Genomic DNA, 13,512 nt, shown 5'->3' on the forward strand with positions numbered 1-13,512 from the left:
CGATGTCCGAGAACGAACCACGGAGCGACGGAGGCGTCACGCAGGAGAGCATCTTCGGCACCGACGAGGAGGTCGAGCGCCGACGGACGCCGCCGGCCGAGCGCGCCCGCCGCGCGTTCGACTTCTACATCGCGACGCCGTTCCGCGTCGCGTGGTCGGACTGGCGGACGCGCATCGGTGGCGTGGGTGTGCTGTTCTACCTCCTGATGGGCACGGTCGGCGTCTGGCTGGTCCCACCGCCACAGATCAACGAGGGGCCGTACTACCTCCAGCCGTTCGTCGACTGGTCGATGCCCCTGGGGACCGACAACCTCGGACGGGGCGTGTTCAAGACGCTCGTCCACTCGACGCCGGCGATGATGAAGATGGCGCTGGCCGGGATCGTCTTCTCCATCGGGATCGCGGTGCTCGTCGGGATGATCGCGGGCTACAAGGGCGGCGTCGTCGACACGGTCCTGATGACGATCGCCGACGTGTTCATCACGCTGCCGGGGCTTCCGCTGATCATCGTCCTCGCGGCGATCTTCTCGCCCCAGGACCCCTTCATCGTCGGGACTATCATCGCGATCGACCAGTGGCCGGGGCTGGCCCGGATGTTGCGCTCGCAGGTGCTGTCCTTACGCGAGGAGGACTTCGTCGAGGCGGCCCGGTCGATCGGGCTCTCGACGCCGACTATCGTCGGTCAGGAGCTCGTCCCGAAGGTCGCGCCGTTCGTGCTCGTCTCCGCGGCGGGCGCCGCGGTCGCGGTCATCTTCCAGTCGGTCGCGCTGTATTTCATCGGCGTGCTCCCGTTCAACTCGTTCAACTGGGGCGTGATGATGCAGCTGGCCTACCAGCAGGGCAACGCGATCTCGGCGCCGGGCCGCGCGGGCCACTGGATGTTGTTCCCGCTGCTGGCCATCTCGGGCGTGAGCTTCTCGCTGATCCTCTTCTCGCAGGGGCTCGACCGGGTGTTCAACCCGCGCCTGCTGGCGCGCCACTCCGAGACGGTCCCGGAGGACGAACAGGACGGAGCGGGTGACCTCTGATGACCGCTCGCGAACCGACGACTCGACCGGAGGGACGCTGACATGGCAATCGGACAACCGAACCAATCGACCGAGGAAGAGACGACGGAGGGCGACGACCCGGACGACGACATCGTCATGAGCGTGGACGACGCCCGAGTACAGTTCGGGATGTCACGCGGTCAGGCGTGGGTGCTCAACGACGTGAGCCTGGACGTACGACGCGAGGAGATCCTCGCCGTCGTCGGGGAGAGCGGCTCGGGCAAGTCGATGTTCGCGGCCGCGCTGATGGACGCCGTCGAGGATCCCGGCCACCTCTCGGGCGACGTGACCTACTACCCGAGGGAAGACGAGAGCGACGAGACGCCCAGCGCCGACCAGATCGGCTCGTACGACGCCGTCGGGGACGACTCCATCGACGTGCTCGGGATGAGCGAGGGCGAACTCGACAACTTCCGCTGGGAGGAGGTGTCGATGGTGTTCCAGGGGGCGATGAACTCGTTCAACCCCACGATGAAGATCAAGGGCCACTTCCACGAGACCATCCAGGCCCACAACGCGGTCCTCGACGAGCGGATGGAGCACGTCCGGAACCTCTTCGAAGCACTGCACCTCGACCCAGACCGGGTGATGAACGCCTACCCCCACGAACTGTCGGGCGGGATGAAACAGCGCGCGCTCATCGCGCTCGCGCTGGTGCTCGAACCCGAGGTGCTCGTGATGGACGAACCGACGGCGGCGCTCGACCTGCTCATGCAGCGCTCTATCATCTCGATGCTGCGGGAGCTGCGCGACGAGTTCGAGCTGACCATCGTCTTCATCACGCACGACCTGCCGCTGGTCGCCGGGCTGTCGGACCGTATCGGCGTGATGTACTCCTTCGAGTTCATCGAGGTGGGCGACACGCGGTCGCTGCTGAAAGACGCCGCCCATCCCTACACCCGAGCGCTGTTGCGTTCGGTGCCGAGCATCGAATCGGACATCGACGAGATGGAGCCCATCGAGGGCGCGCGACCGGACCCGGTGAACATCCCGACGGGGTGTTCGTTCCACCCGCGGTGTCCGGTCGCCGACGACCGCTGTGAGATCGAGGACCCCGACCTCGTATCGGTCGGCGACGACCACCAGACGGCGTGTTTCTACTCGGACCAGGCCCGCAACGAGCTGTCGTACAGTCTCGACCACGGGACCACGGAGGACTAACCGATGAGTACAGACGAACCCACGGCGGAGGACCCAGCGGACGACCTGACCGCCGACGAGCCGGCGACCGACGTACCGGACGACGAACCGATCCTGTCGCTCGACGACGTGAACGTCCACTACACACCCGGCGGGATCGTCAAGCGAGCGCTGACCGACAAGAAGGTCCGCGCGGTCGACGGCGTCAGCTTCGACCTCTACGACAACGATATCGTCGTCCTGGTCGGCGAGTCGGGCTGTGGCAAGACCACGCTGGGCAAGACCGCGATCGGCCTCGAACAGCCTACCAGCGGGTCGATCTCTTACCGCGGCCAGGACATCTGGGACGCAAAGGAGAACCCTCGCGGCGCCGACATCGAGTTCACCGAGATCCGGCGCTCGATGCAGATCATCCACCAGGACCCCGCCAACGCGCTGAACTCCTCGCGACGCGTCAAGGCGATCCTCTCGGACCCGCTCAAGAAGTACCGGACCGAGCTGGGACCGAAGGAACGCGAGGACACGATCTATCGCTTCCTGGAGTTCGTGGACATGATGCCGCCGGAGGACTACGCCGAGCGCTACCCCCACCAGCTGTCGGGCGGGGAGAAACAGCGCGTCGCGCTCGGTCGCGCCCTGCTGATGAACCCGGACGTGATCCTGGCCGACGAGGCCATCTCGGCGCTGGACGTGAGCCTGCGCGTCGGGATGATGGACCTGATCCTCGACCTGCAGGAGACGTTCGACACTTCCTACGTCTTCATCAGCCACGACCTGGCCAACGCCCGGTATCTCGCCAAGCGCGCCGGCGGGCGCATCGCCATCATGTACCTCGGCGAGATCGTCGAGATCGGGCCGCCCGACGAGATCCTCCAGAACCCGACTCACCCGTACACCAAGGTCCTGAAGTGGTCGACGCCGACGGTCGACCCCGACCTGGCCAAAGAGCGGATCCAGGAGGACCCGCCGGTCCGCGAGGTGGACGTCCCGGACCCCGAGGACCCACCCTCGGGCTGTAAGTTCCACACCCGCTGTCCGGAGGCCCGCGAGGTCTGCACGCAGGAAGAACCCGAGCGGTTCGACACCGCCGGCGAGAGCGACGCCGCCTGCTTCCGAGCGCTGGAGACCCACGAGTACTGGAACAGCGCGGAACTGGCCGACGCCGAGGCCGACGAGTACGACGCGCAGGACTCCTCGACGTTCGGCGACTGAGTCGGAGATGCCCTCTTCTCGCGGTTCGCCGTCGATCGCCGGTCGCGACGCACCGAAAGCAAATCTTATTTCTGCCAGACGCGGTTGTGAGCACACATGGCACGACAGATGGCCGACGGACCGATGGTGGTCCTCTCCGACGAAAGCCAGCGCACGTCGGGCGAGGACGCCCGGTCGATGAACCTCGAGGCAGGGCGTGCAGTCGCGGAGACGATCCGAACGACCCTCGGCCCCCGAGGGATGGACAAGATGCTCGTCGACCAGGGCGGCAACGTCGTCGTCACGAACGACGGGGTGACACTTCTGGAGGAGATGGACGTCGACCATCCCGCCGCGGACATGGTCGTCGACGTGGCGACGACCCAGGAGGAGGAGGTCGGCGACGGCACTACCTCCGCCGTCATCCTCGCCGGCGCCTTGCTCGGCAACGCCGAGGAACTGCTCGAACAGGACATCCACCCGACCTCGATCGTCGCGGGCTACCGCCACGCCGCCGAGACGGTCACCGAGGTGTTCGAGGACATCGCGACCGAGGTCGACCCCGACGACACCGAGGTACTCGAACAGGTCGCCGGCACTGCGATGACCGGCAAGGGCGCCGAGACCGCCAAGGACCTGCTCTCCGAGATGGTCGTCAGCGCCGTCCGCGCCGCGGTCCGCGAGGACGGGACCGTCGACCAGGACGCCGTCGACGTGCGTCAGTTCTACGGCGCCTCCATCGACGACTCGGAGTTCGTCGAGGGGGTCCTCTTCGACATCGAGCCGGTCCACCAGAACATGAGCCGCGACCTCGACGACGCGAACGTCCTCGTCTACGAGGGCGACATCGAGGTCTCCGAGAGCGAGGTCGGCGCGGAAGCGTCGGTCGGCGACATGGCCGACCTGCAGGGCTTCGTCGAGCGCGAGCAGTCCGAGCTGTCGGACAAGGTCGACGCGATCGTCGAGGCGGGCGCCGACGTGGTCCTCGCCGACGGCGGCATCGACGAGTACGCCGCCGAACTCCTCGTCGAGCACGGCATCACGGCCTTCCGCCGCGTCGACGACGACAAGCGCCAGCGCGTCGCGGCCGCGACGGGCGCCGAGCGCGTCGGCGACCTGAAGCTGCTGACCTCCGACCACCTCGGCCACGCCGGCAGCGTCCACGAGCGGGTCATCCGCGACGTGACCGTCCGCCGGCAGGCCGACCACGAATCGACGGTCGTCTTCGGTGACCTCCCCGAAGAGGGCATCGGGACGATCCTCCTGCGCGGCGGCACCGAGCACGTCCTCGACGAGGTCGAGCGGGCGGTCGTCGACAGCGTCGGTGTCGTCTCCGCCGCCATCGAGGACGGCCACGTCCTGCCGGGCGGCGGCGCCCCGGAGATCGAGGCGTCGCTCGCGCTCCGCGAGGAGGCCGACTCCGTCGAGGGCCGCGAGCAACTCGCCGTCGAGGCCTTCGCCGAGGCCTTCGAGGACGGCCCCCGAACGCTCGCCGAGAACGCCGGTCACGACGCCATCGACGCGCTGGTCGACATGACCGCGCGCCACGACGGCGGCGACGTGAACGTCGGCATCGACGCCGACACCGGCGAACTCGTCGAGATGTTCGAGGACGGCGTCGTCGAGCCGCTGCGCGTCAAGACCACGGCCGTCAACTCCGCGGTCGACGCCTCGACGATGATCCTCCGCATCGACGACGTGATCTCCGCCGGCGACCTCTCGGTCGGCGGCGAGGACGAGGACGAAGGCGGTGCGGGCGGTCCGCCCGGCGGTGCCGGCGGCATGGGCGGCGGCATGGGCGGCATGATGTGAAGACCATCTTTTTCGCGGGCGGGTTTCCTCGGCGCGCTCCGCGCGCCTGCGGGGAACCCACCCGCGAAAAACATGGGTGAAAAAGGCCGGTCGCTGCGGTCGCTCCGCTCCCTTGCGACCGGTGAACCGCGCGCCTGTGGCGCGCGGACGTTTTCTTTCTGTTTCCCGCCGTTCGGTATCTGAAAGTGTGTCCGTTCTGTTGCGGTACCAGCATCCGGCGCGCTCCGCGCGCCGGTTCACGCGGCCGAACGGAGTGAGACCGCGCCTTTTTCACCCATGTTTTTGCGTTCGGGGGTTCCCGCAGCGAGGCCGAAGGCCGAGCGAGGAAACCCCCGGCGGAAAAAGATGGGTTCTAGGAGTAGTTGTGTTCCAGTTCGACGACGTTGGCGGCGCCCAGCACCGCCTGTCGGAGTTCCTCGTAGAAGCGGTCGTCGTCGACGCGGTGGACGGGGCAAGAGACGCTGATGGCGGCGATGGCGCGGTCGTCGTCGTCGGTGATAGGCGCGGCGACGCAGCGGAGGCCGTTGAGCCGTTCCTCCTCGTCGATGGCGTAGCCCTGCTCGCGGACCTCGGCGAGCTCCTCGAAGAACGTGTCGGGATCGGTGATGGTGTGTTCGGTCTCGGCGGGCATACCGTGGTCGTCGAGGATCGCCTCGACTTCGTCTTCGGGGCGAAAGCCCAGGATGGCCTTTCCGAGGCCGGTGCAGTGGAGGTTGACGCGCTTGCCCTCGTAGGTGTCGAGTTCGACGGCGTTGTCGCCCTGAGCCTGGTAGAGGTAGATGCCCTGGCCGCTCTTCTCGACGAGGAGGTTGACGAGTTCGCCCGTCTCGTCGGCGAGCTTGTCGACCTCGGCGTGGGCGGCGTCGAAGATCTCGTTGCGCTTGCGAGCGTACGCGCCCAGCCCGAGGAACGCGAGGCCGATGTGATACTCGTCGCCCTCCTTGACGACGTACTCGCGATTGGCGAGCGTGTTGAGGTGGTTGTGCACCGCGCTCTTGCCCACGTCGACCCGCTCTGCGACCTCCGAGACGCCCGCACCGTCGAGTTCCTGGATGATCTCGACGATCTGTAACGTTCGGTCGACCGTCGTGACCGGGTGTTTCGGCTCGTCCATACGGAAGGATTCGCGCCGTCGCACTTACCTGTTCCCTTCCTCCGAACTTCGTTCTGTATCGTTTCGATCTCGTCGGTGCGGATCGGGAGATATCGCCGTTTCGCGGCCAGAGTGTTCGAACGAGTGACACGTCTTTTCGTGTGACGTCGCTCGAGAGAACGCATCGGAACGTGGAAAACGGCTCTACCTGTGCCGGGTCCGCTCGGGGTGGACCGACGGTCGGGTGGTTCGACGGGACATAGCCTCCGTCGCACGTGTCGACGCGAAGCGTCGCCGGCACGAGGAGGCGCAGGCCTCGTCGAACGAGTCGAATCGAAGATTCGCCGGCTTGACGAGGCTTAGGCCTCGTCAAACTCCGCTGAGCAAAGCTCAGCGTGCCCGACGAAGCTTACGCTTCGTCGAACAGCGTCTCGCCTTCGACCATGTTCTCCTCGACGGTGTCGAAGTCGAGCGTCAGACCGAGACCGGGCTCTTCGGGGATCTCCATCCGACCTTCCTCGATGAGGTTGTCCTCTTCGACCAGGTCCTCCCACCAGCCGAGCTCGTAGGAGTGGTACTCGACGGCAAGAGAGTTCGGGATGGCCGCGGCGAGCTGCGCGGACGCCATCGTGCCGATGGGCGAGGAGACGTTGTGCATGGCGACGGGGATGTAGTACATGTCGGCCATGGCTGCGATCTTGCGGCCCTCGCGCATGCCGCCGACGCGCGGGATGTCGGGGGCGATGATGTCGATGGCTTCGTTCTCGATGAGGTCGCGGTTGCCGTGGGTGCGGTAGACGTTCTCGCCGGTGGCCAGCGGGGTCGCGGTCGACTGCGTGACTTCGCGCTGGGCGTCGTGGTTCTCCGGCGGCACGACGTCCTCGAGCCACCACACGTCGTACTCTTCGAGGCGCTTGGCGAGGCGCTTGGCGCTGCCAGTGGCGTACGACCAGTGGCAGTCGAAGGCCACGTCGGCGCGGTCGCCGACGGCTTCGGTCGTCGCCTCGACGATCTCTGCCTTGTGCTCGATCTCGCCGGGCCGGAGGTGGCGGTTGGCACGGTCCTTCTCGTGACCCGAGGGCACGTCGAGGTCGAACTTGATGGCGTCGTAGCCCAGGTCGGAGACGACGCGGTCGGCCTCTTCGGCGCAGGCCTGCGGGTTGGCTTCGTCCTCGGTGTGGAGGTCGCAGTAGACGCGCGCGGAGTCGCGGTACTTGCCGCCGAGCAGCTGGTAGGCCGGCAGGTCGGTGAGCTTGCCCGCAACGTCGTGCAGGGCGATCTCGACGCCGGAGATAGCGGAGATGACCTTCCCGGAGATGGAGCCCTCGCCGGACATCTTCTGGATCATGTGCTCGTAGAGGCGGTCGATGTCGAGGGGGTTCTCGCCGACGAGGAACGGCTTCATCCGCTCGATGATGGCGGTGTCGCCGCCGCCCCAGTAACACTCACCGTTGCCGACCGGGCCGGCGTCGGTGTAGACGCGCACGAGGATCCACGGGTAGTTGCCGTCGACCATCGTGGTCTGTACGTCGGTGATCTCCGCGTCGCGTGTGCCGCCGCGCTCGTTCTCGACGCCCATCGTCTCCGCGGAGAGGTCCCGCATCGTGTATTCAGCGTTCGGATCGCTGATCTTGTCGAAGTCGACCATGACGAGTATAGGTCCAGACGTAACTCGCTTAAAGTTTCCCACATCCGCTCGGCCGATCGTCCCACCGCGTGGCACCCGTGCGAGCGATCGAGATCGAGGCAGGTCGTGTCCTGTATGGAAACTCGTAAGTGGCCGCCAGACGACCGATTACGTGCATGACAGAGACAACGAACCTGTACATCGACGGCGAGTGGGTCCCGGCCGAGGACGGGTCCACGTTCGCGGTCGAGAACCCGGCCGACACGAGCGAGACGGTCGCCGAGTACGCCAAAGGCTCCACCGAGGACGCCCAGAAGGCTATCGACGCCGCCAACGAGGCCCAGGGCGACTGGGAAGCGATGCCGGCACCGGACCGCGGCGCGATCCTCCGCGAGACCGGTGCGGTCCTCGAAGAGCGCAAGGAGGAACTGACCGAGCAGCTCTCCCGCGAAGAGGGTAAGACGCTCTCGGAAGCTGGCGGTGAGGTCCAGCGAGCCATCGACATCTTCTACTACTACGCTTCGAAGGCCGCGGACAACGCGGGCAAGCGCAAGGGTCCGAGCGGCGGCCGCACGTCGGTCTACACGAAGCGCGAGGCGCTCGGCGTCGCCGGCCTCGTCACGCCGTGGAACTACCCCATCGCCATCCCGGCCTGGAAGATCGCCCCCGCCCTCGCGACGGGCAACGCGATCGTCCTCAAGCCCGCCTCGGCCGCACCCGGTCCCGCCGGCGCCATCGTGCAGGCGCTCGAAGACGCCGGTCTCCCGGACGGCGTCATCAACTTCGTCCCCGGCTCCGGCAGCGACGTCGGTGCCGAGCTGACCTCGAACGACGGCATCGACGCCGTCTCGTTCACCGGCAGCTCCGAGGTCGGCCACCACGTCTACGACGCGGCCACCGACAACATGGCCCGCGCGCAGGCCGAGATGGGCGGCAAGAACCCCGCCATCATCACGGACAGCGCGGACGTCGAGGAAGCGGTCGAAATCGTCGGCGCCGGCGCGTTCGGCGTGACCGGCCAGGCGTGTACCGCCTGCTCCCGCGCCATCGTCCACACGGACGTCTACGACGAGTTCGTCGAGGGCATCGTCGAGTACGCCGAGTCCATCGACATCGGTCCCGGCGTCGAGGACCCCGGCATGGGTCCCCACGTGACCCAGAGTGAGCTCGAATCCACGCTCGAATACGTCGACGTAGCGGCCAACGAGGGCGCGACCCACGAGACCGGCGGCGAGCGTCTCGAAGGCGACGAGTACGACGACGGCTACTACGTCACCCCTGCGGTCTTCTCCGACGTCGAGCGCGACATGCGCATCTTCCAGGAGGAAGTGTTCGGCCCGGTCCTCGCCGTCACCGAAGTCGAGGACTTCGACGACGCCATCGAGACCGCCAACGACAGCGAGTACGGTCTCTCCTCGTCGGTCGTCACCGACGACCTGAACGAGGCCCACGAGTTCGTCGAGCGCACCGAAGCCGGTGTCGCGAAGGTCAACGAGAAGACTACGGGTCTCGAGCTTCACGTGCCCTTCGGCGGCGTGAAGGACTCCTCGACCAACACCTACCGCGAGCAGGGCGACGCCGGTCTCGACTTCTTCACCGAGATCAAGACGGTCTACCTCAACACGTAGACCTCACCACCCGTTCGCCACCGCGAACGGCTTCGACGAACGGCCGCGTCCGTCAATCTCGGATATCGATCCGTTCCGTTCGTCCGATCTCGACCGACTAGCAGCAGAGCCCTCCTCTGGCCCGTGTAGGCCGCGACGTTTCCAAAACGTTCCACATTGTTGAATCCATATAATCCACTTATTTGACCTAACACGTCTGTTAGGACCAGCACAGAGGCACTAATATTGGTTATATTGCCCGATCTATGTGTTTCGTCTACCACATCACGTAGTCGAACTGCTGTTCATCTATACAAAACGTAAGTTCCGAATCAGAGTAGCGTCGACCCGCTCGACCGAATTCCCATTACAACACTACGAGTGTAATAATTTGGAATAACAGCACTACGACTGTAATCTCGTTCCACACCACCGTTGCGGAGATGGACGGGCGGCCGGTCAGTACTGCTCGTGTCGAAGCTCGATTATGTTGACCGTCTCGCGCAACTCGTTGACCAGCTGTTTTTCCGTTTCCGTCTGAGACAGTCGTGAGGTCGGCCCGGTGATCGACATCGCCCCGATGACGGTCCCATCGCTTTGCTTGATCGGCATCCCGAACGCTCGGACGCCGACGATGTGTTCTTCGTCTTCGACGGAGTAGCCTCGCTCTCGGGTCTCCTCGAGTTCGGCTACGATGCGGTCCTCGTCGCTGAGCGAGTGTTCCGTCGCTTCGCCGAGGCCTTGCCCGTCCAGAAAGGCCCGGAGCCTGGGCTCGGACCAGTGTGACAGGATCGCTTTTCCGATGGCCGTGAGGTTGAGCGGGGTCCGCGAGCCGATCGGTACGTCGTCCCAGATCGCGTTCTCCCCCTCGGCCCCGTAGATGATGACTCGTTCACCACCCTCCGGGACGCCGAGGTTCACGGCCTCACCCGTCTCGCGCGCGAGCCTGTCGACCTGAGAGCGGCCCACCTGGTAGAGGGTAAACGAGTGCCGGAGTTGCCCCGCATGTCGAAGGATCCGGAGCGAAAGCCGGTATCGTCCGTCCTCGTTGATCGCGTAACCGGTGTTCTCGAGTGTCTTGAGGTAGGAGTGGGCCGTGGTTTTCGGAACGTCCAGTTCGTTCGCCAGTTCGGTCACTCCCGTCGACTCCACGTCGGTGAGGTGTTCGAGTATTTCGAATGCCTGTCGCACGACCGAGAGCGACTGGGTTCCGTCGTCTTGGGAAGTGGTGTCGGTCACTGATCCACGGATTCGGACGGAGACATATATATGTTGTGTGCCGATACGGCCGTTCCAGTATTCTGGACTCCCGGAGCGTCGAGTCGAGCCCAGCAACTGACCGGCCCGGTGCCGGCCACTGGTATCACGTCTCCGGCCAGTGGGTCGCCAGGATGACGATCGGGTGCGACGGACCGACGCATCTCGGTGAGAACAGGAGTCGGTCGTCCCGTTATTTCGTACGTTTCGAGGGGTGAATCTCGGCATGGCCTCTTTCGTGGGTATCGTTAGCGAGCACCCAGAAAATGCGTCCGAATATTTGGGACGAACCTTCGAATGCGGAGTCACGGGCTGAGAGAGGTGGAACGACGAGATCGCTCGGTCACCGCGTGACGATACGGCCAGGGGGAGTCGGTAATCGAGAGCGTCGGCCCGGCGACGGTTCTCACGGTTTCGTGTCGAACGAATCCGAGGAGTTTTATATTGTTACTGGGACAGTGGTGGTGTGAGCCCAGAGATAATCAAAATCGAGAGTGTCGAATTCAATTACCCGCTCCGCGACGTCGGGGTCGACGGGAACGGATTCAATCTCGTGTACGAGCCCGGGTCGACGACGGAGCGGAAGCTCTTCGCGATCAGGGTCCACACCGACGAGGGGATCGCCGGTGAGTACGTCGGCGGGAACTCACCGGGAGCGGCACAGATCAACACGTTCGCCGACTATCTGATCGGGAAGGACCCCCTCGAACGCGAGAAGCTCTGGAGCGAAGCCAAGCGCGCCCTTCGAAAGTACGACCGGATGGGGATCGGACCGATCGACATCGCCCTCTGGGACTTCGCTGGCAAGTACTACGACGCTCCGATCCACGAACTCCTCGGTACTTACCGCACGCGCCTCCCGGCGTACGCTTCGACGTACCACGGTGACGACGAAGGCGGCCTCGACTCGCCGGAGGCGTTCGCCGACTTCGCCGAGGCGTGCCTGGAGATGGGATACGGTGGGTTCAAGATCCACGGCTGGGGTGGCGGCGACGAGCTGCGAGACCTCGACCGCGAGATCGAAGCGGTCCACGCCGTCGGCGAGCGTGTCGGCGACGAGATGGATCTCATGCACGACCCGGCGTGCGAACTCGAGACGTTCGCCGACGCGCTGAAACTCGGCCGCGCGCTCGACGAGGAGGGCTTTTACTGGTACGAGGACCCGTATCGCGACGGCGGGATCTCCCAACACGGACACCGGAAACTCCGCCAGCAGCTCGACACCCCGATCCTCCAGACCGAGCACGTCCGCGGCCTGGAGCCCGCTACGGACTTCGTCGCCAACGAAGCGACCGACTTCGTCCGTGCCGACCCCGAATACGACGGTGGGATCACCGGCGCGATGAAGCGGGCCCGCGTCGCCGAGGGATTCGGCCTCGACGTCGAGTTCCACGCGCCGGGCCCAGCCCAGCGCCACTGCATCGCCGCCGCGCGGAACGCCAACTACTACGAACTCGCACTCGTCCATCCGGACTGCTCGAACACCCAGCCGCCCGTGTACGAAGGCGACTACTCGGACATGATCGACACTATCGACGACGAGGGGACGGTCCCGGTTCCCGACGGCCCCGGCCTCGGCGTCGAGTACGACTGGGAGTACATCGAAGCGAATCAGACCGGTAGTCTCCACGTCTACGAGTAGCCGCTCCGGGAGTCGGTGCTGTCAGGCCACCGGTTCCGCTTCGTCTCCCCTCCCCCGCGAGCGTCCCGAAGAACACGAATCAGACGACCGCGGCGACGACGCTCCGATCAGCGGTCGCCCGCGAGCCAGCGGACGAGGTTGGCCCACAGCGTCGGGTAACTCTCCCACTCGACGAACTCCATCGGGCCCCAGTGGGGCGCGCAGTCGCTGGCGAACGCCGCCGACCGACCGGACTCGTGGTCGCCGACCACCAAGAACGGGTCCTCGTCGATACGAACGAGTTCGCGAGCGTCTTCGTCCGCCTCGAATCGGTTGTACCCGAGAAAGTCGGGCCAGTCGTCCCGAGTGTCCGCGAGGACCGGGTGGTCGGGCTCGACCACGTCCGGGTAGACACCGTCGGATCGTTCGACCCGGTCGTCAGTCCGTTGCATAGTGACCGGGAGAGCGTCTTCGACGACCGTCCCCGCGTAGTTGGCTCGCCCGTCGATCCCCTGGAAGGAGAGGTAGCCGCCGATCATCAACAGCCCGCCACCGTCGCGGACGAACTCGTCGATCAGGCGGAGCCGATCGGGCCGTCGCGTTCCGTCGCCGAACGTCTCGGGAGGGACCGCGAGCGTGTTGTATCCGATATCGCTCAGGACGACCACGTCGTACGCTCCCAACTCCGCAGCCGTCTCCGGGAACGACGAGGCAGCGACGTGACACGGCTGGTACGTCGTGTCGATCTCGTTGGAAGCCAGTGCGGCCTCGAGGTAGTCGATGGCTTCGGTGTAACTCGAACTCGAGAACAGATCGAACCCCTTCACGTGGAACTCGATCGTCTGCCACGACTCCCCGACTAACAGTGCGCTAACTGCACTCATACAGCTATCGATAGCACTGGAAAATTTAATTCTTTCGGCGGTAGGCATCTTGCTTCACCGTCTCGGTGCCGTACTCAAACCGAACGGGGTGTTTCGGAACCGGGTGTCGAGTGGAAGCTCTCATCCGGATATCGAAAATCTTTTTGTACCCTTCGTTCGCATCGTCAGTGTACTCATGACGTGCCATCGTACTTCGGTATCGGTAGCAGATCCAGTGGAGCCGAGTCCCTC

The 13,512-nt window shown here is 65.3% G+C and carries 10 protein-coding genes; 6 read left to right on the forward strand and 4 right to left on the reverse strand.

The genetic code is table 11. The features are described from left to right. The first annotated feature begins 2 nt into the window (after positions 1–2). The 4 genes from I7X12_RS19170 to thsA all read left to right on the forward strand — a co-directional run bounded on the left by I7X12_RS19170 (position 3) and on the right by thsA (position 5,192). The gene (locus I7X12_RS19170) at positions 3–1,028 is read left to right on the forward strand and encodes an ABC transporter permease (RefSeq protein WP_198061615.1); all 1,026 of its coding nucleotides are present in this window, start codon (positions 3–5) and stop codon (positions 1,026–1,028) included. 42 nt (positions 1,029–1,070) lie between these two features. Beyond that, the gene (locus I7X12_RS19175) at positions 1,071–2,210 is read left to right on the forward strand and encodes an ABC transporter ATP-binding protein (protein ID WP_198061616.1); all 1,140 of its coding nucleotides are present in this window, start codon (positions 1,071–1,073) and stop codon (positions 2,208–2,210) included. Positions 2,211–2,213: 3 nt separating this feature from the next. Continuing rightward, positions 2,214–3,401 carry an oligopeptide/dipeptide ABC transporter ATP-binding protein gene (locus I7X12_RS19180; protein ID WP_198061617.1) on the forward strand — a complete coding sequence of 396 codons (1,188 nt, stop codon included), beginning with the start codon at positions 2,214–2,216 and terminating at the stop codon, positions 3,399–3,401. 108 nt (positions 3,402–3,509) lie between these two features. Further along, complete coding sequence (thsA, locus tag I7X12_RS19185) at positions 3,510–5,192, forward strand: thermosome subunit alpha (RefSeq protein ID WP_198063921.1); 1,683 nt, start codon at positions 3,510–3,512, stop codon at positions 5,190–5,192. Between the two features lie 352 nt (positions 5,193–5,544). On the opposite strand, the gene I7X12_RS19190 is transcribed toward thsA, so the two are convergent. Together I7X12_RS19190 and I7X12_RS19195 are read right to left on the reverse strand one after the other, a co-directional pair. Continuing rightward, a complete protein-coding gene (locus tag I7X12_RS19190) occupies positions 5,545–6,306 on the reverse strand; it encodes an IclR family transcriptional regulator (RefSeq protein ID WP_198061618.1) in 762 nt (253 codons plus the stop codon). 388 nt (positions 6,307–6,694) lie between these two features. Next, positions 6,695–7,933, reverse strand: coding sequence for a mandelate racemase/muconate lactonizing enzyme family protein (locus tag I7X12_RS19195; protein ID WP_198061619.1), 1,239 nt, complete (start codon positions 7,931–7,933; stop codon positions 6,695–6,697). 155 nt (positions 7,934–8,088) lie between these two features. Here I7X12_RS19195 and xacF point away from each other — a divergent pair, with 155 nt between their 5' ends. Further along, a complete protein-coding gene (xacF, locus tag I7X12_RS19200) occupies positions 8,089–9,540 on the forward strand; it encodes a 2,5-dioxovalerate dehydrogenase (protein ID WP_198061620.1) in 1,452 nt (483 codons plus the stop codon). A gap of 438 nt (positions 9,541–9,978) precedes the next feature. Here xacF and I7X12_RS19205 read toward each other — a convergent pair whose 3' ends face one another. Then, positions 9,979–10,758 carry an IclR family transcriptional regulator gene (locus I7X12_RS19205; RefSeq protein ID WP_198061621.1) on the reverse strand — a complete coding sequence of 260 codons (780 nt, stop codon included), beginning with the start codon at positions 10,756–10,758 and terminating at the stop codon, positions 9,979–9,981. 484 nt (positions 10,759–11,242) lie between these two features. Here I7X12_RS19205 and I7X12_RS19210 point away from each other — a divergent pair, with 484 nt between their 5' ends. After that, the gene (locus I7X12_RS19210) at positions 11,243–12,418 is read left to right on the forward strand and encodes a mandelate racemase family protein (protein WP_198061622.1); all 1,176 of its coding nucleotides are present in this window, start codon (positions 11,243–11,245) and stop codon (positions 12,416–12,418) included. A gap of 107 nt (positions 12,419–12,525) precedes the next feature. Here I7X12_RS19210 and I7X12_RS19215 read toward each other — a convergent pair whose 3' ends face one another. Then, positions 12,526–13,281 carry a glutamine amidotransferase gene (locus I7X12_RS19215; RefSeq protein ID WP_198061623.1) on the reverse strand — a complete coding sequence of 252 codons (756 nt, stop codon included), beginning with the start codon at positions 13,279–13,281 and terminating at the stop codon, positions 12,526–12,528. Between the last annotated feature and the right edge of the window lie 231 nt (positions 13,282–13,512).

Source organism: Halosimplex litoreum, assembly GCF_016065055.1.
Taxonomy (GTDB): Archaea; Halobacteriota; Halobacteria; order Halobacteriales; family Haloarculaceae; genus Halosimplex; species Halosimplex litoreum.

Bases quoted from the DNA above. Each gene is read 5' to 3' on its own strand.
- thsA (WP_198063921.1), top strand. From the start codon at position 3,510: ATGGCCGACGGACCGATGGTGGTCCTCTCCGACGAAAGCCAGCGCACG.
- I7X12_RS19175 (WP_198061616.1), top strand. From the start codon at position 1,071: ATGGCAATCGGACAACCGAACCAATCGACCGAGGAAGAGACGACGGAG.
- I7X12_RS19215 (WP_198061623.1), bottom strand. From the start codon at position 13,281: ATGAGTGCAGTTAGCGCACTGTTAGTCGGGGAGTCGTGGCAGACGATC.
- I7X12_RS19190 (WP_198061618.1), bottom strand. From the start codon at position 6,306: ATGGACGAGCCGAAACACCCGGTCACGACGGTCGACCGAACGTTACAG.
- xacF (WP_198061620.1), top strand. From the start codon at position 8,089: ATGACAGAGACAACGAACCTGTACATCGACGGCGAGTGGGTCCCGGCC.
- I7X12_RS19180 (WP_198061617.1), top strand. From the start codon at position 2,214: ATGAGTACAGACGAACCCACGGCGGAGGACCCAGCGGACGACCTGACC.
- I7X12_RS19195 (WP_198061619.1), bottom strand. From the start codon at position 7,933: ATGGTCGACTTCGACAAGATCAGCGATCCGAACGCTGAATACACGATG.
- I7X12_RS19170 (WP_198061615.1), top strand. From the start codon at position 3: ATGTCCGAGAACGAACCACGGAGCGACGGAGGCGTCACGCAGGAGAGC.